This is a genomic window from Selenomonas sp. AE3005 (assembly GCF_000686945.1).
Classification (GTDB): Bacteria; Bacillota; Negativicutes; order Selenomonadales; family Selenomonadaceae; genus Selenomonas_A.
Window position 1 is genome coordinate 1 of record NZ_JMME01000002.1, and the last position, 24,531, is coordinate 24,531.

Here is a 24,531-nt window from a genome sequence, read left to right on the forward strand (position 1 = left end):
ATTGGAGGCAGTTAATTTTGTGTAGATTTCGTAGACTGTGTAGACGAAAATGCACTATATTATATAAGGAAGTAAATTGTTATGATAGAGCTCGTGTAATTTCATATTACGGCAATTTAAAAGTCCTGGCCGGATGGCCAGGGCTTTTTTTGTATATGAGGGTATGATAGAATAAGACAAAAGCTGTAAGCTGCGAAAGGAGCGTTCACACATGAGAGAAATTACTTTTGTCTGCTATCCGCGCTGTACGACGTGCAAGAAGGCGGAGAAATGGCTGGCGGATAAGGATATCGCCGTGAAGGTACGGGATATCAAGGAGGATAATCCGAGCTGCGCTGAATTGCGTTTATGGCATGAGAAAAGCGGTCTGCCGTTGAAAAGATTCTTTAATACCAGTGGCCTTAAGTACAAGGAACTGGGTTTGAAGGACAAGCTGGCAGGCATGAGTGCTGATGAACAGTATGAGCTGCTCAGCACGGACGGCATGCTGGTCAAACGGCCGTTACTGGTTATGGAAGATAAAGTCCTGGTGGGATTCAAGGAGCAGGAATGGCAGGATTGTTTTCAGGGCTGAAGGCTTTTTTCCAGGCATCTTCTAACATAGCCATCGTCCAGCGGGCATTGGCCGGGCTGGTGGAAGGCAGCTGATAGAATTGAATGTCTGTGCGCCCGAGCAGCTGCTTATTATACTTCTTGAAACATTGGAATGATTTACCGCCGTTAAAGCAGATGGTATGCAGATGAGGATATTTTTCGAGCAGGGCAGCAAAGTCGTTGCCCTGATCATTTTTTATAGCTGAATCCAGACTGCCTTCTCGTTCGCAGACGGCTATGGAATCCCATAGGGCAATATGATGACGCAGCAGCATTTGCAGGCGTTCGGTATAGCTGACAGGGGCGGCCGTATTTTCCAGAATGTGCGCCAACAGGGGCCAAAAACGGTTTTGGGGATGGGCATAGTATTGATTTGCCCCAAGGGACGCCACGCTGGGCATGGAACCAAGGATAATATGTGTGCAGTTTTCGTCAATACTCGGAGCAAAGCCTGTACAATAGGAGCTGACTGTAGACAATTTATCACCGCCTTAAATGTTTGTTTTTATCATATCACGCCCGGCGTAAAAGTTATAGGACTTTTCTTGCCAAGAGAGCGGATTCCTTGTTTTTTTCACCTTTAATCTGTACAATAAAGCTGTGAAATGTTTTGTGTATTATGAATATGGAGGGAAAGGTATGGCAAGCAGATTTTATCGTTGTAATGTTTGTGGCAACCTTATAGGCCTGATTCATGATGGCAAAGGCGAGCTCGTGTGTTGTGGCCAGGGTATGCAGGAATTGACAGCTAATACTACTGACGCCGCTCAGGAAAAACACGTACCGGTGGTGGCATACGACCAGGCAGCCGGCGTACTGAAAGTTACGGTAGGTTCAGTGGAGCATCCCATGACACAGGAGCATTTTATTGAGTGGATTCATGTGCAGACGAAACAGGGAGGCTTGATGCGGCATCTGACACCGGAGGATAAACCGATGGCGGTGTTCAGACTAGCCGAAGGTGATGAACCCGTGGCTGTATTTGAGTATTGCAATCTGCACGGTTTGTGGAAAAAAGATATGTGCTGAAAGAACCCCTGACAGCTGTAAGCAAGCAGTCTGTCAGGGGTTTATTATTCTAAGTTATGGAATCAAAATGTCCCACGCCGCATAGGCGGGGGACAAATATCAAAACAGGCGGCGAGCATGGCTGCTGACTCGCTGCAACGCCAAGAGGAAGTTTTGCCTATGGCAAAACTGGGGCAACGGCGTTATAATGTGATTGTTTGCATTTAATAATATAAGAGGTTTTGGAATGGCATTTATTGAGATAAAAAATCTTTCACATATATATCACCGGGGGACGGAGCAGGAATTATGCGCCCTTGATAACGTTAACCTGACGGTGGAGGAAGGCGAGTTTGTTGCTGTGCTCGGGGCCAATGGTTCCGGGAAATCAACGCTGGCCCGGCATATCAACGGCCTCCTGCTGCCCGATAAGGGGCAATGTCTGGTGGCCGGGCTGAATACAACCAATGCTGAGGAATTATGGCAGATTCGTCAGCAGGTGGGTATGGTCTTTCAAAATCCGGATAATCAGCTCATTGCCGGGCTGGTCGAGGACGATGTGGCTTTTGGGCCGGAAAATCTGGGTATGAAACCGGCGGAAATCCGCCGCCGGGTGAGCCGCGCTTTGGCTGCTGTAGGCATGGAGGATTTCCGCCAGTTTGCCCCGCATTTGCTCTCAGGCGGTCAAAAACAGCGGGTGGCCATTGCCGGGGCTTTGGCCATGAATACGAAATGCCTGATTTTGGACGAGGCTACCGCGATGCTGGACCCTGAAGGCCGTCAGGAGGTCATGGCGGCCGTGCAGCGCCTGCATGAGGAAAAGGGACTGACGGTTATTTGTATCACTCATTTCATGGATGAGGCGGCCCAGGCAGATAATGTATTTGTCATGCAGGCCGGGCATATAGTACAGACGGGGACGCCGCAACAGGTGTTTGCCAAGGCCGAACCCTTGCGCAAATTGGGACTAGCTGTGCCCCTGGCTGTAGAACTTACCTGGAAACTGCGGCAGCATGGCCTTAATTTGCCGCAGGATATACTGACGGAAGATGATTTGGTAACAGCGCTGGAGGCAGCTTATGTCCATTGAAGTAAAAAACGTAACTTATATATATATGCCCAAAACACCCTTTGAACGGGTGGCGCTGGCCGATGTAAGCCTTACCATTCCGGAGGGGAGTTTTACGGCTATTGCCGGTCATACCGGTTCGGGCAAGTCTACGCTGGTACAGCATTTGAACGGCCTGCTTACGCCGACCAGTGGGGCGGTGCTTGTGGATGGCGTGAATATCGGCGATAAGAGCAAGACGGGACGTCAGCAGGCGCAAACAGCCCGGCAGCAGGTGGGCATGGTCTTTCAGTATGCAGAACATCAGCTGTTTGAGGAAAGCATTGCAGCGGATATCGCCTTTGGTCCGGCTAATCAGGAATTATCCGCAGAAGAAATAGACCAGCGCGTCCGGGAGGCTATGGGCATTGTCGGTCTTGATTATGATACATATCATGACCGCTCGCCGTTTTCACTCAGCGGCGGCCAAATGCGCCGGGCAGCCATTGCCGGCGTGCTGGCCATGAGGCCTAAGTATCTGGTACTCGATGAACCGGCGGCCGGTCTGGATCCGTCCGGCCGGGAGGAACTGCTGCAGCAGATTAAACGGCTGCACAAGGAACAGAACATGACCATAGTGATGGTTTCCCATAGCATGGAGGATATTGCAAAATTGGCGGATAATGTCATTATTATGGCGCAGGGGAAAGTGGCTGCACAGGGAACGCCCCGGGAAGTTTTTGCCCAGGACAACTTATTAAGACAGGCTGGACTGCGGCCGCCGCAGATTGCTGTCATGATGCAGCGGCTGTCTGCTGCCGGCCTGCCCGTCAATGCTCATGTACTGACACCGGAAGAGGGGCTGCAGTCCCTGTTGGAGGTTTTTCATGTTAAATAATATTATGCTGGGCCAGTATTTCCCGGGGGATTCCGTCCTGCACAGGCTTGACGCCCGGGTTAAGCTGGTACTGCTATTGTTAATGCTTATAGAAGTCTTTGTTTTCACCAGTGGCCCGGCCTATGGTTTTATAACCGTGGTGACAGGGCTGCTTATTTTTCTGTCCGGCGTGCCGGTGCGGCTCGTACTGCGTTCTTTAAAGCCGCTGTGGTGGATTGTCATATTTACGTTTGTCATTCATTTATTCAGTCATCCCGGACAGGAACTGGCACGTGTGTGGCATTTTGCTATTACGCAGGAAGGTGTGGTGCAGGGGACGCTGATCAGCCTGCGCCTGCTGCTGCTGATACTGCTGTCCACCCTGCTGACCTTTACGACCAGTCCCCTGCAGCTGACAGACGCCCTGGAGAGCCTGCTGGCTCCCGGTAAATGTGTCGGCATGCCGGCGCATGAGCTGGCGATGATGATGACCATCGCCCTGCGGTTTATCCCTACGCTTATCAGCGAAACGGACAAAATCATGAAAGCGCAGCAATCACGGGGTGCTGACTTTACGACCGGTAATATTCTGAAACGGTTGAAAAACATGGTGCCGATTCTCGTGCCCCTGTTTTTGTCGGCTTTCCGCCGGGCTGATGAACTGGCCCTGGCCATGGAGGCCCGGTGTTATCGTGGCGGTCAGGGACGTACCAGGATGAAGGAATTGCGGATCAGACGTGTGGATTACTGGGCCATGGCGGCCTTTGTGGTATTTAGTATGGTGATGGGAGTCAGCCTTTATATATGAAACCAGAGCATAAAGCAGAAATGAAAGCACGGCGGCGTAATGTTGCCCTGACGGTAGCTTATGATGGCACGGCCTATCATGGCTTTCAGCGGCAGTCGCCGCCGATTACAGCTGTGCAAAACGTGCTGGAGGAAAAACTGGCCATGGTGTTTGGCGACAGCATTGAACTGGCCGCCTCGGGCCGCACAGACGCCGGGGTGCATGCCTACGGGCAGGTGGTGAATTTCTTTACCAATGGGCGTATTCCCATAGAGAGAGTTGCCCGGGCAGTCAACAGCCTGCTGCCGCCGGATATTACGGTGAAGGAGGCCTGGGAGGCGGCTGGGGACTTCAGTGCCCGGCACAGTGCCAAGGCCAAAACCTATATTTACCGCATTCAGCAGGGAGAGACGCCTAATCCCCTGACGGCCCGTTATGCCTGGTATGAACGCCGGCCTTTGGACATAGCCCAAATGCAGGCGGCTTTGCACCTGCTCGAAGGGGAGCATGATTTTAGCGCGTTTCGGGCGGCCGGGGGCGCACCGATGAGCCCCATACGCACCATTTATGAGGCTAAAGTCGAAGAATGCCCCGGGGATATACTGGAGTTTACCCTGTACGGCAATGGCTTTCTCTATCACATGGTGCGTAATATTATCGGCACCGTGGCTAATGTGGGCCTGGGGCGCATAAGTGTGGAGCGCTTTGGGCAGATTCTGGCCAGCCTGGACAGACAGCAGGCCAGTGCGACGGCGCCGGCCTGCGGCCTTTATTTGTATAAGGTTGAGTACTGACTGGCAATGCCGAAAGGGGACAATTGTGACAATTTAACTTGCGTCTAATCTTTGAATCGAGTAAAATATGTAAGGAACCTGTAAAAGGTTTATTTGGAAACATTTCAGGTGGTGAAACAATGAAGTCCCTTTTAAATGTGGGTATAGATGTGGGCTCTACGACCATCAAGCTGGTTGTTCTGGACCATGAAAAGAACATCCTGTATAAAAACTACGCGCGCCATTTCTCGGAAATCGGCAGTGCCCTGCAGGAGAATCTAACCCAGTTAAAATCTATTGTGGGTGAGCGCAAATTCACTTTTGCCTTGACGGGGTCGGCTGGTATGGGTATTGCCCAGCGTATTGGCCTGCCTTTTGTGCAGGAGGTTATCGCCTGTGCAGCGGCTGTGAAGAATCTCATTCCGCAGACTGATACGGTAGTGGAACTAGGCGGCGAGGACGCCAAAATCACATATTTTGGTGAGGCGCCGGAGCAGCGCATGAATGGCGTTTGTGCCGGCGGTACGGGCTCTTTTATCGACCACATGGCCTCCTTGCTGTCCACGGACGCTGCCGGCCTTAATGCTCTGGCAGAAAAGGGCCAGCAGATTTATACTATTGCCTCCCGGTGTGGTGTGTTTGCCAAAACGGACATTCAGGCTCTGATGAATGACGGGGCCGCAAAAGCTGATATCGCGCTGTCAATTTTCCAGGCAGTCGTCAATCAGACCATTGGCAACCTGGCACAGGGGCGTCCCATTGATGGACATGTAGCCTTTTTGGGCGGCCCACTGCACTTCCTGCCGGAACTGCGCCAGCGGTTCATCAAGACGTTGAACCTCGACGCAGAACATGTGGTAAATGTCGATTACGGCAATTACTTTGTGGCCATGGGGGCGGCGTTGTCGGAAGAGGCGCAAGTCATCGATGTGGCCAGACTCGAACAGGGGATTGCTGAGGCTAAATCAGCCGCAGCCAGCGAAACGCGTAAAGCGGACTTTACGCTTTTTGCCGATGAGGCAGAATATCGGGAATTTAAGGAACGGCATGACCGGGATAAGGTAAAACGCGGTGAACTCAGCACATATGAGGGGCCGGTGTACGTGGGTATTGATGCCGGTTCCACCACCACAAAGATAACGGCTATCGGCCGGGATAAGGAAATACTCTACACTTCCTACGGCAGCAATCAGGGCTCACCTCTGGCCACGGTGGTAAAGGAGATTCAGGCTCTGTATGCGGCTATGCCGGCGCAGGCCTATGTGGCCAGCACCATGACCACGGGTTATGGTGAGGCCATTGTCAAGGCGGCTCTGCATGCCGATGGCGGTGAGGTAGAAACCTTTGCGCATTTGCGGGCAGCGCAGGAATTTTGCCCGGAAGTGACTTTTGTGCTGGATATCGGCGGTCAGGACATGAAGTGTTTCTTTGTCAAAGACGGCAGTATCGGCAATATCACTTTGAATGAGGCCTGCTCGGCCGGCTGCGGCTCCTTTATCCAGAACTTTGCCGAAGGCCTGTCGATGACGCCGGCAGAATTTGCGCAGAAAGCACTGACCTCCAAGGCACCCGTGGATTTGGGCACACGTTGTACGGTGTTCATGAATTCCAAGGTCAAACAGGCGCAAAAAGAAGGCGCTGAAGTAGCGGATATTTCCGCCGGTATCGCGTTCTCGGTCATCAAGAACGCCCTGTTCAAGGTTATGCAGCTCAAAGACGTACGTGAGCTGGGCGGCCATATTGTCGTACAGGGCGGTACATTCTATAATGACGCTGTGCTGCGCTGCCTGGAAAAGCTGCTCGACCGGGAGGTTATACGGCCCGATATCGCCGGCCTGATGGGCGCTTACGGTGCGGCCATTCTGGCGCTGGAAAGCGGTCAGGAGAAATCTGAGCTGCTGCCGGCAGACAAACTCGCAGACTTCAAGGTGGAGACCAGTTCCTACCGCTGCAAGGGCTGTGGCAACAGCTGCCTTATTACCATGCAGAAATTCCCCGATGGCGGCAAGTACTTCACCGGCAACCGCTGCGAACGGGGCATTGGCGGCAGCAGGCAGACGGAAGAGGAAACACCGAATATCTACGCTTATAAATACAAGCGTGTGTTTAAATATTACCGGCCCCTGGAACATCCCAGCCGTGGCACTATCGGTATCCCCCGGGTACTGAATATGTACGAGGATTATCCCTTCTGGTTTACCTTCCTGACCTTCTTAGGCTATCGGGTGGAGCTGTCGGGCAAATCCAGCGCTAAGATGTACTATAAGGGCATGGCTACCGTGCCCTCGGACTCCTTGTGCTATCCGGCCAAGATTACGCATGGTCATATCATGGACCTGGTGGAAAAGGGCGTAAAAAAGATTTTCTACCCCTGCGCTCCTTACAATATGGAGGACACGGTTCATGAGTCGGATAACCATTTCAACTGCCCCATTGTGGCGTCCTATGCGGAAAATATTCGTGGCAATATGGACGTTCTGCGTGAACAGGATATCGACTTTATTCAGCCCTTCCTGCCTATTCATGACAAAAAAGGCCTGACACAGCGCCTGTTTGAGGAAATGGGGAAGAAGGAAGGCATTAGCAGACAGGAAATCTCTGCTGCCGTGGAAGCGGCCTATATTGAAATCGAGCATTATCGTGAAGATGTGCGTGCTTACGGCCAGAGAATCCTGGAGCGTATAGAAACGACAGGGGAGCAGGCCATCATGCTGGTCGGCAGACCATATCATGTGGACCCGGAAATCAATCATGGTATTCCTGAGATGATTCAGTCCTACAAACTGCCGATTCTTTCCGAGGACGCGGTTTATCATATGCCGGTTAAGTCACGGAAACTCAAAGTGGTCAACCAGTGGAGCTATCATGCCCGGTTGTATCATGCCGCGCAGTTTGTGGCCGAACATCCGAATCTCACCCTGATTCAGTTCAGCTCCTTCGGCTGCGGTCTGGACGCCCTGACCACCGAGCAGGTCAAGGACATTCTGGAACGTCACCAGCGTATTTACACCATGATTAAGCTGGACGAAGTGTCCAATCTCGGCGCGGCCAGAATCCGCCTGCGCTCGCTGATGGCAGCGCTGGCCCGCAAAAAGCCCTTCCCGTATCGGGAAGTTGCGGAAATCGAGCGGCCGCACTTTACGGAGGAATGCAAAAAGACGCATACGGTACTGGCACCGCAGATGGCGCCCATACATTTTGAGCTCTTTAAGACAGTACTTAACAAGCACGGCCTGCGTGCCGTAATTCCGCCTATGCCGGACAAGAAGGCCATTGATACCGGCTTGCGGTATGTACATAATGATATGTGCTATCCGGCCATTGTGGTTATCGGCCAGCTTATTTCCGCTTTAAAGGACGGTCTGTGCGACCCCGACCATACCAGCATTATGCTGTTCCAGACCTGTGGTGCCTGCCGCGCCACCAACTATCTGAGCGTGCTGCGTCAGGCGCTGAAACACGCCGGATTCCCTCAGGTGCCGGTCTTTGCGGTACATGGTCTGAAGGAGGAAACAGATTCCTTCCACATGGGAAGAAACATGCTGGTTGATGCCATCAAGGCTGCGGTTTATGGTGATACGCTGATGAATGTCCGCAACCGTACCATGCCTTATGAAATCACCAAAGGTTCGACCAAAGCGCTCTTTAACAAGTGGATGGAACGGGCCAAGGAGGAACTGGTCAAGGGGAATTACTTCCGTTTCCAGCGTAATATCAAAGCGATGGTCAAGGACTTTGACAACTTGCCGGTGGATGAAAATCTGTGGAAACCCAAGGTGGGTATTGTCGGGGAAATTCTCGTTAAATATCACCCGGTGGCCAACAATCATATCGAAAAGGTACTGATGGACGAAGGCGCCGAAGTGGTTATGCCGGACTTTGTGGATTTCTTCCTGTACTCGGCCTATGACCCCATTGCCAGACATGATTTGCTGGCCGGGTCTTATCGGGATGAGTTCTTCGGCAAGATGTTTATCAAGATGATTGAGTTCTTCCGCCGGCCGATGAAAAAAGCATTGGCGGACAGCCGTCACTTCCAGCCACCGCATTCTATTTACCAGACAGCACAGCTGGCGTCCCGGCATGTGAGCCTGGGGAATATGGCTGGCGAAGGCTGGTTCCTCACCGGTGAAATGGTGAAACTCATCGACTCTGGTGTGCCCAATGTGGTATGTCTGCAGCCCTTTGGCTGTCTGCCAAACCATATTACCGGCAAGGGTGTTATGCATGAACTCAGAAATGCCTACAAGGGGGCAAACATCACAGCCATTGACTGCGATGCCGGTTCGAGTGAAGTTAATCAGCTGAACCGCCTGAAACTCATGCTCGCCGTAGCCAAAGAACGCGGCCCGCAGCAGGAGAAAAAAGAAGATAAGGATTTGGCGATAAATCGCTGAATAAATGCAGATAAAAGTTCCGTTGACATTTTCTTGTCAACGGAACTTTTTTGTAAATTACAGTTTGATTGTCAGTGCGTGCTTACTTTTATTTGTTACAGCTCAGTTGGGTGGAGGTGGTAATACTTTTCGCTGTTTCACTAAATGTCCCACCAGCAGACGACTGGGCTTTTTAGCGGCCTTGCGCCGGGCAGGCCAGCGGCGCGATTGTTCATCTCAGTATCCAGGGACTGTTGTTTGTGGGCCAGTCCTCACTGTGTTCGGACAGTCGTTCCACTGCGAAAAGCATCACCACCTCCGCCCTAAGCGATGTCCGTTTAAAATGAGTATTTCGCTGTGACAGGGAACAAGCACATCGATGTTCCTGTTACGGGAGCAACGGGTTCGTAACAATTGTAAATATCGTTGCTGGGGGCGAACGGGGGAGTGATTTTTATGCGAGGAGCGACCGCCTGAGCACAGCGAAGGCCGGCACACTATAGTACGCAACTAAGCAAATACGCTGAAAGGAGCGCCGTTGGCCTGCCCGGCGCAGGTAACTGGACAATGATTTTTTACGAGGTGTGTCGTTTAGCGGGGGCAGAAAAATTACTCCCCCGTGAACCCCGTGCACGTATGAACGGGATACTTTTTAGCACGAACTAACCGTCAAACTGTAATTTATAAAGCAGTAATAGCATTTAATTTGCAGATATTAAATGATTGGGGAAGGAAAACAAATATGCAGCGAAGAATTATTTAGGAAAACCAATATCGATTTAATGTTGTCACTTTATGGAGGCGATATCATGCTGATTGGTGTACCCAAGGAAATCAAAAACAATGAGAACCGTATTGGACTTACGCCTGCGGGGGCGGAGGCGCTGGTGAAAGCCGGACATAAGGTTTTCATTGAACAGGGCGGCGGTCTGGGCAGCGGTTTTACTGATGACGATTATACTGCTGTCGGAGCTGCTATCGTAGCCGATAAAGCAAAGCTGTTTGCTGACTCCGATATGATTATCAAGGTTAAGGAACCTTTGGCAGAGGAATATGACCTCTTCCATGAAGGACAGATTCTGTTTACCTACCTGCATTTGGCACCGGAGCCGGAACTTACGGCAGCTCTGCTTAAGCATAAAGTGACGGGTATTGCCTATGAAACGGTCGTGGGCAGGGACGGCAGGTCTCTTCCCCTGCTGGCACCTATGAGTGAAATTGCCGGACGTATGTCTGTACAAATTGGTGCCCAGTTCCTGGAGAGCCGTTATGGCGGTGCTGGCGTCCTCTTAGGCGGTGTCAGCGGTGTAGCACCGGGGCAGGTGGTAATCATCGGCGGTGGTGTCGTTGGCACCAATGCGGCTAAGGTGGCTGTGGGGCTCGGGGCCAGAGTGACGATGATTGACCTGTCCATTGACCGCCTGCGCTATTTGGACGATGTCTTTGGTGGACGTGTGTCCACCGTGATGTCGAACAGCTATAACATTGCGGAATGGGTAGCGAAAGCAGACCTGCTCATTGGCGCTGTGCTGGTGCCTGGCGCCAAGACGCCGCAGCTCGTGACGGAGGATATGGTCAAGACCATGCGCAAGGGTTCTGTTATCGTCGATGTGGCTATAGACCAGGGCGGCAGTATTGCCACCTGTGACCGGGTGACGACGCATGATAATCCGACCTTTACCAAACATGGTGTCGTTCATTATTCCGTAGCCAATATCCCCGGCGCTGTTTCCAGAACATCTACCCTGGCTCTGACAAATGCGACTTTGCCCTATGCCCTGCGCATTGCCGGCAAGGGCTGGAAAACCGCCTGCCAGGAAGATGCTGGCCTGGCAGAGGGCCTTAATACCGTTGCTGGGAAACTGGTAAACCGCCCGGTGGCAGACGCCCTGGGACTGGAATATACCGACAAGGCAGAATTTATTTAAGCAGTGACAATATTTTTGCTAACTTAAAGGCCCTGAGCAGTCAATATTTTGCTGACTGCTCAGGGCCTTTGCTGTTTGTTTATGCGAGAAATAGTGGTGACTGTTGGAAGTCATTGCGCGCAGTACCGGCCGGGCAGGTGAGGGCGCGCAGGTCGGTGGCGAGGGTGTCATAGCGCAGCATGGCGGCCAGTGGCGGGAGGTCAGCTGGATTTTGACAGCGTTTTTGACTTGTCAGGTACTGGCTGGTTTTTGTCAGCAGGGGAATACTGCTATGTATTTTGATACTGTGCAGCATTTCCTTCCCCCGGGGGCTGGCGGCCAGCAGACGGGCGTATAAGGGGCCTTGGCCGGAAAATGCGGCCATTTCGGCAGAGCTCAGGCCCAGCAGCAGGTACATAAGCGTCCGGGCAATGCGGCTGGAGGGATAGCGCTTGGTGGTGACAGCCTTTATCAGGCTGGTCCAGTCAGCAGCCTGCCGGGCACAGTCGCAAATGCGGTTTTCCAATCCTTCGTTGACACCATAGCAGGCCTGCAGGTCAGCTATTTGACTGGTCAATAGTTTTGTTTTTAGCGGGAGCAGCAGACGGTTCATTTGCGGCAGCTCGGTAGCAGTTATATTACGTAGGCGTTCGTAGACAGCTGGCGGCAGGGAAGGCTGTAATTCTTCCACGGCGCCGCTGTTGTAGAGGTGACGGCGGATTGCCGTGGCACTGGCAAGAGTTCCTGCCAGTTTTGGCTCATGGTAGCCTGCGCCCTGACGGGCAATGAGCAGGGGCTTTAGGGGCGAGGACAGCAGCTGCAGGCTGCGCAGGTATTCCAAAGCCAAAATATTGTTGGGCTGGTGGAGAATGCAGGTGGTATCATTGTCAGTTCCCAATATATCCGTAATGGCCTGGGCATAGGAACGCCCCTGGCCGACAGTCTGATGGAGCCTGGCCTGTACGGCTGGTTTGTCAAGCTCTGCGGCCAGCTCGGTCAAAGCTGTTATATCATCATGTTCGGCACCGAAGGCCAGCGTGTCTACAATGCCCAGCCGGGAAAGCAGGGCGACACCGCCACGGGCGAAATCCTGCGCACTGCGGCAGGCAAAGACAAAGGGCAGTTCCAAGACAAGGTCACAGCCACAGAGCACAGCCAGCCGGGCCCTTTCCCACTTATCGAGCAGTGTGGCCTCGCCGCGCTGGGTAAAACTGCCGCTCATGACGGCGATAATCCGTGCGTCACTTTGCGTGCGTATTTTATTTATCTGGTAAAGATGTCCGTTATGAAATGGATTGTACTCAGCGATAATTCCCGTAACCTGCATAATTAGGCCTCCCTGAAAATGTCATGCTTTCAATTTAGCAGAAAGCCCACGGGATTTCAACCTTGGGCTTGCCTGGCGAAAGAAGATGGTGTGCGTTAGAATTGACAAACTTCCTTATAAAGGTTAAAGTAATATTAGATGTAGATTAGAATTATTGCAAATTTGTATTTCTTGGTGAAGAGGGATAGCCATGGCACAACACAAAGATAATATGTCCAGGCATAGTGATAAAAAACTGACATTACTGGCGGTATTTGTGCTGTTGCTGACGGTAAGCTGCTTGATATGGACTATGTGGGCGCAGGACAGCAGTTATCAGGAAGAACAACCTGTCGCTGTGGTAGCTGCGGCTGACAGTGGCAGCGGCCCCCGGGTGGTGGGCGGTTTTGTGCCGGAAAAATATCATGGACCGCCGGCTGTCAGATGGGAAGGAAACCTCCTGAGCTGGGAATTTATCAATGGCCTGTTTGCCTTGATTTTTGCCCTGGAATTTTTGATTTTCCCGGTGCTGTTCTGGCTGTGGTTTGGCAAGGAGAAATGAGTTTATATTTTTATGGATAGTTTGACTTGGGTTATCTTTGATATCATGGGGACGATTGCCTTTGCGATATCGGGAGCCATGGTGGCCATACACCGGCGCATGGATATCTTTGGCATTATCGTGCTGGCCTCGCTGACAGCTGTGGGCGGCGGCATGGTGCGTGACGTGCTGGCAGGCATTACACCGCCGGTAGCGTTATGCAATGTCACGGATTTCATGCTGGCGATAGTCACCGCCATTATTGTGTCGCTGGCGTATAGCTTTTGGCCCTATGCTGCGCCGAATAAAGCGTTTATGCTGTGGCTGTATAATATGTTTGATACGGTGGGGCTGGCCGCTTTTACCATTACGGGCATGCTGACCGGACTGGCCTGCCATGCCGGCAATCCCTACGTGCTGCCAGTGCTGCTGGGCGTGATTACCGCGGTGGGCGGCGGTATTCTGCGTGACCTGATGGCCAACCGCATGCCGGCGGTGCTCTACAAGGATATCTATGCGACGGCCTCGCTGGTGGGAGCGGTTTTTGCCTGCCTGCTGCAGACTGTGGCTGATACAGTTACCATGGCCTGGGTGTGTTTTGTGCTGGTCATCGGCCTGCGGTTTGGGGCCCTGCATTATGGCTGGCATTTATTCCATCCCCGGAGCAGTGAACGAAAATACGATAATTAAAAAATAGGAACGACTTTTGGCGGTCGTTCCTATTTTTGTGCAATTATTCTTCCGGGCCGCCGTCGGCGTCCTCGGTGAGCTTGCGCTGCCCCAGCATAGTGGTCAGGTCATTGCGCGTGAAACTGTAGGTGAAACTGGCAAAGTCCTGCTCAGGATTGTAACGGCTGGAGGGAGCATTCAGCAGACCGCAGATGGTATCGTAGAGCATATCGTTGGTGAAGTAGCGGTGCTGATGGTCGTAGAGCGCCTGTGTATGGCGCGGCATGGCCTCGTGGTACGCAGGTGACAGGTACATCCAAAACGGGATACGCACCATGTCAAAGCTGAACACATCGGGATTATGGGAAATCTCCAGATTTTCCCCGTGGTCGGAGAAGTAGACCATTGCCTGCAGGTTCAAATGTTTCTGGGCGTAGTCAAAAATCTGGCTGACAACATAATCTGTGTAGAGGATACTGTTGGCATAGGAAGGTGTAGAAGTAGCAGAAGAATCTTCCTCTGTGGTCTGGAACTTGTTGAACGTACCAGGATAGCGGTTGTTGTAGTAGATATGGCTGCCCATGATATGCAGCACGACAAAATTGTTTTTTGACGGGTCAAGCTGGGAAAGATAGGGGAGCAGTGACTCGTCATATTTGTCCGAGAACGTGTAGGAATCATCGGTCCAGGTTGCGTGGTCGGCTGTCTTGGCCACGAGCGTGATGGCGCTGTCATACTGGCCGTAACGGCCCTGATTGCTGAACCACCAGGTTTCATAGCCGGATTTCTTGGCGACGTCCACAATGGAGGCGGACTCAAAGAATTCCTTGCCGTTATACTGGCTCTGCTCGGTCAAGGCCCGCTGCAGCACCGGCACGGTCTGGGACCAGGACGCATAGGCGTTGGTAAAATTGATAAAGCCAGGTTCGCCGCTGTTGAGCTTTTCGCTGAGCCAGGGCGTATCAGCATAAGGGAAAGACGGCGTATAGGCCTGCATGTAGTTACGGGAGGCCGACTCACCGATGATGACGATGACCGTACCCGGGGCTTTGGCCGCCAGAGTGTTGCGGTCGTCGATTATCAGACTGTCAAAGCGCTCGTCATGGCCGGTGCTGTATTCCTGCGTCTGCTCCACATAGGTGGTCACATCATTCCAGAGCTCGGCAAAAGAGGTCTGGGGCAGGTAAAAGCTGTGCGCCCAAAGTGAGCAGAATACCAGCAGGCCGAGTGTGGTAAGCCGGGCTGCACTGGCGTCTTCATCAATGGTGAGCCGCGCAAAGTGGAGATGGGCCCGATAGCACAGGTAGATAAAGAGGCCAAAGCTGGCAAAGATGAGCAGTGCCGGGACAAGTCCCAGATTGGACTGGATAAAGTCAATGCTTTCGTTGTAATTGGTCAGATACAGAGCCATCAAGGAGGCCGGTGTCAGGCAGTGCCAAAAGAGGCAGTAATAAACCCACTGGATAAACGGAATGGCCAGCCCGGCAAAATTCAGGAGAGCCATAAACAGGGAACTGATTTTTATATGTCCCAGACGGGCCAGCACGCTTTCCAGACTCATCATGAGAATGAACGCGGCGACACCCACCACGAAATCAAAACAGATTTTGGACTGATACCAGCCGGTGTTATAGGTCCACGTATAGAGCAAAGGAAAGGTCATGCTCCAGCCCAGACTGGTGATGAGATTCGGCAGGGCCGCTCGGCAGAAGATGGACAGCCGGGTGGCATACTGCATAAGCACCAGGGCGATGATGACGGGCAGCAGTATGGGCATAAAGTACTTGGCACCCATATCCTGGCCAATGTCGATATAAAAGGCAATCAGACAGCAAAAGTAGCTGGCGGCAGCTGCTAAACGACGAATCAAAGCGTCCTGCTGTGCGGTATTCATAAGCATAAACATTCTTCCTTTATATATATTGAAAAACACACCGACAATTCTACACGAAATAAGCGGTCACGTCAATTGTACGGCGGACAGGAAGTAAAATACTAGGTAAACAAAAAATTATGAATATGTTGACAAAAATTTGTCACAAACGGCCTGAGTCCTTGACTTTTAAGGCAATAGAGGCGTAAGATATAATTGTGAAAAATTTTAGAAGTGGGGGTTATTTTATGGACAAGAAAGATTCATTGCGTCTGGAAAATCAACTCTGTTTTCCCTTGTATGCCTGCGCTAGGGATGTAGTGAAGGCATATCGTCCGCATTTGGAAGTTTTGGGATTGACCTACACACAGTACATTTCCATGATGGTCCTTTGGGAAGAAGGACGTGTCAGTGTACGTGATTTAGGTAAGAAACTCCATTTGGATTCGGGCACGCTCACGCCGCTGCTCAAAAAACTGGAAAGCCGTGGCTATTTAAAGCGTGAACGTTCTACGCAGGATGAACGCGTGGTTATTGCCTGTATTACCGATGAGGGCCGCAAGTTAAAACGGGCGGCAGCCAAGATTCCGCAGGCTATGGCCAGTGAGCTTTCGGCATTCCCGGAGGACGAGGCCAAAGAGCTGTACAGACTGCTCTACAAGCTGATGGACATATTGCAGGAATGCAATGACAAACAGGAACTGACGGGCAAAAAATAATTTACTGATAGCAGAAACGGCAGAATCAAAGGGATTCTGCCGTTTTTTGGGTGAGAAAATAAGACCAGTGATGATTTTGGTCATTGCGCAAGAGGGCGTTATTTGCTACAATATATACCGTTATGGGAATTAACACATACTACATATAGAGGGAGGCGTGAGGAGATATCACATATATGGTGATATCCATAAGCAGCATGAATTTAAAAACTGTGACAAAGCGCTCTGGCCATACTGTGCCATATAACCGTGAAAAGATTTACAACGCCATTGTCGGTGCCAACAATGACAGCGGCAAAAAAATGACACCGAAGGATATCGACGAAGTCACCAGTCAGGTGGAATGGGATATTCAGGACCGGGAAAATGTCAGTGTAGAAGAAATACAGGACGTCGTAGAACAGGAACTCATGAAATATGATTTCTACGATATTGCCAAGAAATACATCACTTATCGTCAGAAACACGCCGAACGCCGTACGGCACAGAAACATCTCATGTCGTCCTATCGGGATATTTTCTTTGCTGACGCTGTGGATGTGGACTCCAAGCGCGACAATGCCAATATCAATACCGACGCCTCCATGGGTATCATGCTGAAACTCGGTGCCGAAGGGGCCAAGCACTTCGTGGATAACTATGTGCTTACCGACGAATTCCGTGAGGCTGACAAGGAAAACTGGATTCATATCCATGATAAGGATTTTTCCCTTATCACTTTCAACTGCTGTCAGATTGACCTCTTAAAACTCTTTAGGGGCGGTTTTTCCACGGGGCATGGTTTCCTGCGTGAACCTAATTCCATTCGTTCCTATGCGTCCCTGGCGGCTATTGCCATTCAGTCCAATCAGAACGATATGTTTGGCGGCCAGTCCATCAACGCTTTTGACTATGCCATGGCTGACGGCGTGCGCAAATCCTTCCATAAGGCTGTTATTTCCGAGGCGCACAAGGCTTTGATGTATCAGTTTGATGACCATGACTTCGGGACGGAGCAGGAATTCAAGGCTGTATTCAAGCCGGTTATGGACTTTGACGCCTGCAGTTATACGGAAAACAGTGATGACACCCGGGCTGTAGAATCCACAGCTGCGATTAAGACGGCTTTGGAAAAGGTGCTGACGGACACCTATCAGCTGCCCACCACGGAGGCCGGCCGTCTGGCCCGCAATGTTTACCGCTTGTCCTGCGCTGACGTGGTTGAGGAAACCCATCAGGCCATGGAGGCGATGATTCATAACTTCAATACTCTCCATAGCCGTGCTGGTGCGCAGGTACCGTTCAGCTCGCTGAACTACGGTATGGATACTTCGCCGGAAGGCCGTCTGGCCACCCGTGAGGTGCTTAACGCCATCTGGTCTGGTCTGGGCAACGGCGAAACGCCGATTTTCCCGATTTCCGTGTTCCAGTTAAAGGCCGGCGTCAACTACAACCCCGAGGACCCCAACTACGACCTGTTCCAGAAGGCCTGCAGAGTCAGTGCTAAGCGTCTGTTCCCGAACTTTGTGAACATCGACGCACCGTACAACCTGCAGTACTACAAGCCGGGTGATTACAACTCCACTGTGGCTACGATGGGCTGCCGTACGCGCGTTATGGGCAACATCAACGGCCCGGAAGAATCCGGCAGCCGCGGCAACTTTGCCTTTACGACCATCAACCTGCCCAAGCTGGCGTTAGAGGCCAAGGGCGATATGGACAAGTTCTGGCAGCTGTTTGACAAGTACATCAAAATCAGCCATGACTATATTCTGGCACGCCTGGCCGTTATTCAGGAAAAGCACGTATACAACTATCCGTTCCTCATGGGACAGGGTGTGTGGATGGACAGCGAAAAGCTGCGTGCTGATGACAGCATTAAGGACGTGCTGAAACATGCATCCTTCTCCATTGGTTTCTGCGGCCTGGCCGAGTGCCTTAAAGCCCTTATCGGCAAGCACCACGGCGAAAGCGAAGAGGCCCAGCAGCTCGGACTTAAGATTGTCGGCCATCTGCGTGAGGCTACGGATAAATACACCGAGGAAGAGCATATGAACTGGTCCTGCTTTGGTACGCCGGCTGAGTCTACGGCCGGTCAGTTCCAGCGCTCCAACCGCAAGAAGTACGGTGTTATCGAAGGTGTAACCGACAGAGGCTATATGACCAACAGCTCCCATGTGCCGGTCTATTACAAGATTAAGGCCATCGACAAGATTCGCATTGAGGCGCCGTACCATGCGCTGGAAAATGCCGGCCATATCGCTTATATCGAAATGGATGGCGACCCCACGAAGAACGTCAAGGCCTTTGAACGTCTGGTACGGGCCATGCATGATGCCGATATGGGCTACTTCTCCATCAACCACCCTGTAGACCGTGACCCGGTCTGCGGCTATACGGGCCTCATTGAAAATGAATGCCCTCACTGTCACCGCAAGGAAGTAGAGAGCGGCCGTTTCACCATCAACCGCATGAAGTAAGTTAATAAGGTGAGATAGCAGGGGCTGTGTCAGGCAGTCCCTGTTCTTTTACAGAGGACTATTGTCAAAACTTTAGTATAAGAGTTATAATATAATTGATTGATACAGACAGAAAGGAAGCGGATAAAATGGCAGCAGACAAGAAAGACAAAGTAGAGCGCAAAACAGAGCTGGACAGCAAAAAAGAAGCTCTGGCCAGTGCCCTGAAGAAAATTGAAAAGGACTTTGGCAAGGGCTCTATTATGCGGCTCGGAGACGCCCAGGCCCGGATGAATGTGGAAGTTATCCCCACGGGCATTCTGCCGCTGGATATCGCCTTAGGCATTGGCGGTGTTCCGCGTGGCCGTATTATCGAAATCTACGGCCCGGAATCTTCCGGTAAAACCACCGTTACCCTGCACATGATTGCGGAGGCTCAGAAGAACGGCGGTATTGCCGCCTTCATCGACGCCGAGCATGCTTTGGACCCGGTTTACGCCAAAAAACTTGGCGTAGACATTGACGAGCTGCTTGTTTCCCAGCCGGATACCGGTGAACAGGCCCTGGACATCGTCGACGCCCTGGTACACAGCGGCGCTGTGGATATCATCGTCGTTGACTCCGTAGCTGCGCTCGTGCCGAAAGCCGAAATCGACGGTGAAATGGGCGACAGCCATGTCGGCCTGCATGCCCGTCTGATGAGCCAGGCCATGCGCAAACTGACCGGTGTTATCAACAAATCCCAGACTGTGGCCATCTTTATCAACCAGATTCGTGAAAAGGTCGGCGTAACCTATGGCAACCCCGAAGTGACCACCGGCGGCCGGGCACTGAAGTTCTACTCCTCGGTACGCATGGAAGTCCGCAAGGGCGAAAAGATTACCCAGGGTTCTGACCTCGTCGGCAACCGCACGAAGGTGAAGATTGTCAAGAATAAAATCGCGCCGCCGTTCAAGACCGCAGAATTTGATATCATGTTCGGCGAAGGTGTATCGCGCCTGGGCACGCTTATTGATATCGGCGTGTCGCTCGACATCGTGGAAAAGAGCGGTGCCTGGTTCTCCTACGAAGGCACGCGCTTAGGCCAGGGCAAGGAAAAAGCCAAGCAGGCCCTGGAAGAGCAGCCGCAGCTGGCTGAGGAAATCGAGGCCAAGGTACGGGCCAAGCTCATGAGCGATGAAGACGCTGCCGCTGCCGCCACACCTGTAGACGCTTATGAGGACGATGATGAAGTCTAAGCGCCCTTTAAAGCCGGCGCTGGTCTATGCCGTGGACCTGCTGGCCCGGCAGGACTACAGTGAAAACCGCCTGCGCGAAAAGCTGACGGCCAAAGGCTATGAGGACGAGGAAATCGAGGCGGCTGTTCTGCGCCTGCAGGAAAAGCATTACTTAAATGATGAAGAATCCTGTGGCCGCCGTTTCCGTTACTTGTATACGGAAAGCAGCTACTCCGTGCGCCAGATTTGCGTTAAGCTCATGGAGCGCGGCTATGCCTCACGGCTGGTGAAAAGCTGTATTCCCGAGGACAGGGAAGAGGTCAGCCAGCGCGAGTACACTGCCGCCCTGCGTGTGCTTGAAAGCAAATACCGGCGCAGCCAGGACAAGCAAAAACTCCTGGCCGCCATGTTCCGCCGCGGCTTTCCCAGCAGCTCCGTTTATCAGGCCGTAAATGATTTCTTAACGGACGACGAAGAAGAATATTAAAAAAAGCCCTCACCGGGGATGCTTTCCTGCGTTTTGACGCTGGGAAAACCATCCTAGGTGAGGGCTTTTTTTAATATAAATTTTTTTATATTAAGTTGTAATACATTTTCTTCTGGGACGTATGTATCTATGTAAAAGGAGGGCTGATTATTATGTTATTAGAACGAGCTGTTAAAATGGTAATGGAACGGAAGGGTTATTATATCAGCCCGACTATAAGTATTATCATCAAAGCCGATAAAGCGTCCTTGACGGCGGTGGCTGCTGAGGCGCAGGGGCGGGGGCAGGAGCATAACAGCTGGGTGACCTGCAAGCGCCGCAAGGGTACCGATGAAGTGGTGGGCTATGTCCATGTATCGCCGGCCGCAGTGGCTAAGGACGGCAAGGAATACTTTGTCATAAATGAGATAGGCTGCTGTATGGATATTAAGCTGGCAGAGTTCTGTGATATGATTAAAGCATCGGCCATGTGATTGTCGCCGAAGATGTGCATAAAGGCCTGATTGAAGTGGCAGCCGCCTGAGGGGGCTGATTTATATAAATAGTGTTCATACATAGACAAAAGCTGACAGGTCAAATAATTGACTTGTCAGCTTTTGCTATGCATAAGATATTTATTTCTGGCAGCGTTCGATAATCTGGCGTGCTACGTATACGCCGCTGGCACCAGCCTGAGAGAGGCCACGGGTTACGCCGGCACCGTCACCAATGGCAAAGACGTTTTTGAGTTCCGTTTCCAGCTGGTTGGTGAGTTTTACGCGGGAGCTGTAGAACTTGACTTCGACACCATAGAGCAGGGTGTCGTCATTGGTCATGCCGGGCGCAACGTTGTCGAGGGCCTGAATCATTTCGATGAGGTTGTCCACATGACGTTTTGGCAGAACCAGGGAGAGGTCACCGGGAGTAGCCTGCAGCGTCGGCCGGGTAAAGCTCTTGCTCATGCGGTGGGCATTACTGCGGCGGCCTTTCATCAAATCTCCGAAACGCTGTACGATGATACCGCCGCCCAGCAGGTTCGAGAAGGAGGCAATGCGCTTGCCGTACTGGTGGGGGGAGTGGAAAGGTTCGGTGAAACGGTTGCTGACAAGCAGGGCAAAGTTGGTGTTTTTGCTCTGGAGTTTCGGGTCGCTGTAGGAGTGGCCGTTTACCGTCATAATGCCATCGGTGTTTTCCATGACCACATGGCCGTGGGGGTTCATGCAGAAGGTACGCACCTGGTCGCCGTAGCGTTTCGTGCGGTAAACCAGCTTGGCCTCATAAACCTGACTGGTGATGGGGTTCCAGATTTCATCAGGAACTTCCACGCGGACGCCAACGTCAACGCGGTTGTTTTCCTGCTGGAGGCCCAAAGTGTCGCATTCGTTGGAGAACCATTCGGCACCGGCACGGCCCGGCGCTACAATCAGGTATTCAGCGGTGAGGCGCTGACCGTCAGATAACTCCACCTCATTGCTGCCCTTACCATCAGAATGAATGTGAGCCACGGGGCATTCGAAACGGAATTCGACTTTGTCCTTCAGATATTCATAGGTAGCTTTAAGCATTTCCAGATTGTTTTCCGTGCCGAGATGGCGGACACTGGCGGAAAGCAGGTGCAGGTCATGCTGCAGGGCACGGTAGCCGATATCACTGTTTTCGGTGCTGAATACCTGCGCCGGAGCACCGTGTTTCATGTTGATTTTATCTACATAATATATTAAGTCCATAACTTCTTCGTCGGACAGGTACTCGTTGAGCCAGCCGCCGAACTGGGTGGTGAAGTTGTATTTGCCGTCGGAGAAGGCACCGGCGCCGCCGAACCCGCGCATGATGCTGCATGGCTTGCAGCCGATACAATTTTTTACCTTGCCGGCAGAAATGGGGCAGACACGGGTATAGATATCCTTGCCGCTTTCAAGCAGCAGTACTTTTAAAGCAGGGCTTTTTTCTGCCAGTTCATAGGCTGCGAAAACACCTGCAGGGCCGCCGCCGACAATTACAACATCATACTTATTCATGGATACTTTCCTCCTAAAATATCGTACAATTTTATTTTTGCACGCACGAAAAGAGCGCAGATTATGCCTGTACCGGGATAGACTAAGGCCATCTGCGTTTAAATTTGGAGCTTTTCGAAAAACCTTAGCTATTATACGGGAAGGTTTTCGAGAATGCAAGTGTTTTTTCCTGCTTAAGCGAATTTTTTCCGCGAAAATACGCGAAAAAGTGTCCGCTATGACAATAAAGATATAGTTACTATAAAAATAAAGTTGCCAAACGAGGGATAATCACAGTATAATTTAATCTGTTGTTGTAAATATGTAAATAAAAGAGGAGGACTTTTTTTGACACATCAGTTAGCGATTATCAATACGTTTATTCTTTATATTGGCCTGATGATGGCTATTGGCGTTTATTATTACCGCCGTACAAGAAACATGAGTGATTACTTTTTGGGCAACCGCAAGCTGGGGGCCTGGGTGACGTCCATGAGCGCCGAGGCGTCGGACATGAGCGGCTGGATGCTCATGGGGGTGCCGGGCTTTGCTTACCTGGCCGGTCTTAATGCCGGCTGGATTGCAGTGGGCATTGCCCTGGGCACCTGGGCCAACTGGCACTTTGTGGCGGCCCGGCTGCGCAAGTACACTGAGCTGGCGAAAAATTCCCTGACGGTGCCGCAGTTTCTGGAAAACCGCTTTGAGGATAACAGCGGCCTGCTGCGCACTATTCCAGCCGTATTTATTTTGATTTTCTTTACTATATATACTTCTTCAGGATTTGTGTCCTCGGGGCGTTTGTTTGAAACGGTCTTTGGCCTTCCTTATGAGTATGCTATTTTCATCGGTGCCGGTTCCGTGGTGTTCTATACCTTGGTGGGCGGTTTTTTGGCGGTGTCCCGTACGGATTTTATCCAGGGTGTAATGATGTTCTTTGCCATTCTGATCGTGCCGATAACTGCCGGTATGGAAATGGGCGGCTATACGGCTGTGGTTACGGCCATTGACGGTGTCAGCCATTCGATGCTGGAGCCGTTCACCAAGCCGGACGGCACGACTTTGGGCGCGATTGAACTGCTCTCCCTGCTGGCCTGGGGTATCGGCTACTTTGGCCAGCCGCATATTTTGGTACGCTTTATGGCAATTTCCAGTTCCAAGGAAATCAAGCAGGCCACTCGTATTGCCATGACCTGGGTGGTGTTGTCACTGGCTGCGGCTGTAGCTGTCGGCATGGTGGGACGTGTGTATCTGACTGACTCCTTGATGGGAACGGAGGCAGAAACCGTCTTTTTGGTAATGACGAACCAGCTCTTCCCGCCGATTATCGCCGGCCTGATTCTTTCCGCCGTACTGGCGGCTATTATGAGTACCGCGTCCGCGCAGCTTTTGGTGGCAGCGTCAGCCTTTGCCCAGGATTTTTACCGCACTTTGCTGCGTAAAGAGGCTGAACAGACAGAACTCATTTGGATCAGCCGGGCATCGGTACTGATTATTGCCTCGCTGGCTATTTTTATCGGTCTTAATCCGTCAAGTTTCATTTTGGATATGGTGGCCTACGCCTGGGCAGGTTTTGGCGCAGCGTTTGGTCCGGCACTGCTCTGTTCGCTGTTCTGGCGCCGGACGACGCGCAATGGTGTTCTGGCCGGCATTATTGTCGGCGGTGTCACGGTTTTGGTCTGGAAACAGATTGACTGGCTCGGACTGTACGAAATCGTGCCCGGTTTTGTCCTGTCCCTGCTGGCTGTTTACATCGTGAGCAAAATGGATAAGGAACCGGCAGAGTCGATTACCAAAACTTTTGACGCAGTAGGAAACAGCAAAATTTAAAATAATTTTTATAATTAGCAGGGATTTTATCACAGCATAGCGAAAAACTAGTTATTGAGATTCATGTATCACTTAGATGGTAAGATAATGTAAGGAAAAAACTAGAGA

The 24,531-nt window shown here is 51.6% G+C and carries 20 protein-coding genes; 16 read left to right on the forward strand and 4 right to left on the reverse strand.

Annotated elements, in window-relative coordinates; all coding sequences use genetic code 11:
* Window positions 1-211: 211 nt before the first annotated feature.
* Window positions 212-574, forward strand: coding sequence for an arsenate reductase family protein (locus tag DL94_RS0102355; RefSeq protein WP_037371189.1), 363 nt, complete (start codon window positions 212-214; stop codon window positions 572-574).
* On the opposite strand, the gene DL94_RS0102360 is transcribed toward DL94_RS0102355, so the two are convergent.
* A complete protein-coding gene (locus tag DL94_RS0102360) occupies window positions 537-1,073 on the reverse strand; it encodes a DNA-deoxyinosine glycosylase (RefSeq protein WP_028128769.1) in 537 nt (178 codons plus the stop codon). The two genes, DL94_RS0102355 and DL94_RS0102360, sit on opposite strands and share 38 nt — an antisense overlap.
* Window positions 1,074-1,233: 160 nt before the next feature.
* Between DL94_RS0102360 and DL94_RS0102365 the strand changes: the two genes are divergently transcribed.
* The 7 genes from DL94_RS0102365 to ald all read left to right on the forward strand — a co-directional run bounded on the left by DL94_RS0102365 (window position 1,234) and on the right by ald (window position 11,391).
* Window positions 1,234-1,623 carry a desulfoferrodoxin family protein gene (locus tag DL94_RS0102365; protein WP_028128770.1) on the forward strand — a complete coding sequence of 130 codons (390 nt, stop codon included), beginning with the start codon at window positions 1,234-1,236 and terminating at the stop codon, window positions 1,621-1,623.
* Between the two features lie 226 nt (window positions 1,624-1,849).
* A complete protein-coding gene (locus tag DL94_RS0102370) occupies window positions 1,850-2,692 on the forward strand; it encodes an energy-coupling factor transporter ATPase (RefSeq protein ID WP_028128771.1) in 843 nt (280 codons plus the stop codon).
* Entirely contained in the window at window positions 2,682-3,548 is an 867-nt protein-coding gene (locus tag DL94_RS0102375) for an energy-coupling factor transporter ATPase (RefSeq protein ID WP_028128772.1), read from the forward strand. The genes DL94_RS0102370 and DL94_RS0102375 overlap by 11 nt, the downstream gene beginning before the upstream one ends.
* On the forward strand, window positions 3,538-4,335 hold the full coding sequence (locus DL94_RS0102380; protein ID WP_028128773.1) for an energy-coupling factor transporter transmembrane component T family protein: 798 nt from the start codon (window positions 3,538-3,540) through the stop codon (window positions 4,333-4,335). The genes DL94_RS0102375 and DL94_RS0102380 overlap by 11 nt, the downstream gene beginning before the upstream one ends.
* Window positions 4,332-5,108 carry a tRNA pseudouridine(38-40) synthase TruA gene (gene truA, locus DL94_RS0102385; RefSeq protein WP_028128774.1) on the forward strand — a complete coding sequence of 259 codons (777 nt, stop codon included), beginning with the start codon at window positions 4,332-4,334 and terminating at the stop codon, window positions 5,106-5,108. Before DL94_RS0102380 ends, truA begins: the two co-directional genes overlap by 4 nt.
* A 119-nt stretch (window positions 5,109-5,227) precedes the next feature.
* Window positions 5,228-9,484: a 2-hydroxyacyl-CoA dehydratase gene (locus DL94_RS13945; protein ID WP_037371191.1), complete on the forward strand. Its 4,257-nt coding sequence runs from the start codon at window positions 5,228-5,230 to the stop codon at window positions 9,482-9,484.
* A gap of 788 nt (window positions 9,485-10,272) precedes the next feature.
* Entirely contained in the window at window positions 10,273-11,391 is a 1,119-nt protein-coding gene (gene ald, locus DL94_RS0102395; protein ID WP_028128775.1) for an alanine dehydrogenase, read from the forward strand.
* Window positions 11,392-11,470: 79 nt separating this feature from the next.
* Here the strand turns inward: ald and DL94_RS0102400 are convergent, their stop codons facing one another.
* Window positions 11,471-12,697: a nucleotidyltransferase gene (locus DL94_RS0102400; RefSeq protein ID WP_028128776.1), complete on the reverse strand. Its 1,227-nt coding sequence runs from the start codon at window positions 12,695-12,697 to the stop codon at window positions 11,471-11,473.
* 190 nt (window positions 12,698-12,887) lie between these two features.
* Between DL94_RS0102400 and DL94_RS0102405 the strand changes: the two genes are divergently transcribed.
* Together DL94_RS0102405 and DL94_RS0102410 are read left to right on the forward strand one after the other, a co-directional pair.
* Entirely contained in the window at window positions 12,888-13,238 is a 351-nt protein-coding gene (locus tag DL94_RS0102405) for a hypothetical protein (protein WP_028128777.1), read from the forward strand.
* A gap of 12 nt (window positions 13,239-13,250) precedes the next feature.
* Window positions 13,251-13,907: a trimeric intracellular cation channel family protein gene (locus tag DL94_RS0102410; protein WP_037371194.1), complete on the forward strand. Its 657-nt coding sequence runs from the start codon at window positions 13,251-13,253 to the stop codon at window positions 13,905-13,907.
* Between the two features lie 43 nt (window positions 13,908-13,950).
* On the opposite strand, the gene DL94_RS0102415 is transcribed toward DL94_RS0102410, so the two are convergent.
* Complete coding sequence (locus DL94_RS0102415) at window positions 13,951-15,786, reverse strand: phosphoethanolamine transferase (protein ID WP_028128779.1); 1,836 nt, start codon at window positions 15,784-15,786, stop codon at window positions 13,951-13,953.
* A 221-nt stretch (window positions 15,787-16,007) separates the two neighbouring features.
* Between DL94_RS0102415 and DL94_RS0102420 the strand changes: the two genes are divergently transcribed.
* The 5 genes from DL94_RS0102420 (at window position 16,008) to DL94_RS0102440 (ending at window position 21,093) form a co-directional block, all read left to right on the forward strand.
* Entirely contained in the window at window positions 16,008-16,478 is a 471-nt protein-coding gene (locus DL94_RS0102420; protein WP_028128780.1) for a MarR family winged helix-turn-helix transcriptional regulator, read from the forward strand.
* A gap of 197 nt (window positions 16,479-16,675) precedes the next feature.
* Window positions 16,676-18,937, forward strand: coding sequence for an anaerobic ribonucleoside triphosphate reductase (locus DL94_RS0102425; RefSeq protein WP_028128781.1), 2,262 nt, complete (start codon window positions 16,676-16,678; stop codon window positions 18,935-18,937).
* Between the two features lie 128 nt (window positions 18,938-19,065).
* The gene (gene recA, locus DL94_RS13950) at window positions 19,066-20,154 is read left to right on the forward strand and encodes a recombinase RecA (protein WP_037371242.1); all 1,089 of its coding nucleotides are present in this window, start codon (window positions 19,066-19,068) and stop codon (window positions 20,152-20,154) included.
* Window positions 20,144-20,620 carry a regulatory protein RecX gene (locus DL94_RS13955; RefSeq protein ID WP_231464481.1) on the forward strand — a complete coding sequence of 159 codons (477 nt, stop codon included), beginning with the start codon at window positions 20,144-20,146 and terminating at the stop codon, window positions 20,618-20,620. The genes recA and DL94_RS13955 overlap by 11 nt, the downstream gene beginning before the upstream one ends.
* A 152-nt stretch (window positions 20,621-20,772) precedes the next feature.
* Window positions 20,773-21,093: a hypothetical protein gene (locus DL94_RS0102440; protein ID WP_028128782.1), complete on the forward strand. Its 321-nt coding sequence runs from the start codon at window positions 20,773-20,775 to the stop codon at window positions 21,091-21,093.
* A gap of 141 nt (window positions 21,094-21,234) precedes the next feature.
* Here the strand turns inward: DL94_RS0102440 and DL94_RS0102445 are convergent, their stop codons facing one another.
* Window positions 21,235-22,617 carry an NAD(P)/FAD-dependent oxidoreductase gene (locus DL94_RS0102445; protein ID WP_028128783.1) on the reverse strand — a complete coding sequence of 461 codons (1,383 nt, stop codon included), beginning with the start codon at window positions 22,615-22,617 and terminating at the stop codon, window positions 21,235-21,237.
* 327 nt (window positions 22,618-22,944) lie between these two features.
* Between DL94_RS0102445 and putP the strand changes: the two genes are divergently transcribed.
* A complete protein-coding gene (putP, locus tag DL94_RS0102450) occupies window positions 22,945-24,423 on the forward strand; it encodes a sodium/proline symporter PutP (RefSeq protein ID WP_028128784.1) in 1,479 nt (492 codons plus the stop codon).
* The last annotated feature ends 108 nt before the right edge of the window (window positions 24,424-24,531 follow it).